Source organism: Streptomyces anulatus, assembly GCF_000721175.1.
GTDB classification, from domain to species: Bacteria; Actinomycetota; Actinomycetes; order Streptomycetales; family Streptomycetaceae; genus Streptomyces; species Streptomyces anulatus_C.
In genome coordinates this window covers 1-333 of the sequence record NZ_JOEZ01000134.1, presented here as the reverse complement: position 1 = coordinate 333, position 333 = coordinate 1, and the positions used below count along the sequence as shown (strand labels likewise).

1 protein-coding gene is annotated in these 333 nt (G+C 77.8%); it reads right to left on the bottom strand.

Annotated features, from left to right (window positions below; all coding sequences use genetic code 11):
• Nucleotides 1–333, bottom strand: a 333-nt coding sequence (locus IG90_RS44620) for a hypothetical protein (RefSeq protein WP_030596222.1), incomplete at both ends; no start/stop codon positions are given.

Sequence of the window (333 nt, the reverse complement as noted above, 5' to 3'; positions counted from 1 at the left end):
GGCAGGGAGAGGGGGGGTGGGGGGGGTGGGGGGGGGTGGGGGGTGTGGGCGGGGGGGGGGGGAAAGGGCGGGGGAGGCCCGGCCGCAGCCGCGGCCTCCTCCGCCTTGCGCTTCTCCTCGGCCGCTTCCTTCTCGGCCTTGCGCTTGGCGGCGCGCTCGGCCATCTTCTGCCGGCGCTCCTCGCGGATCTGGGGCCACCGCTCGCGGTAGCCCTCGCCGACGGCCTTCCACATCACCGTGCTGGTCTCGGTGAGGACCGCGAGCGGGACCGCGGCCTTCCCGCCGATCGTGGCGCTGCGGGGGGCGGCGGCGCTGAACGTTCCGCCCGGCTCG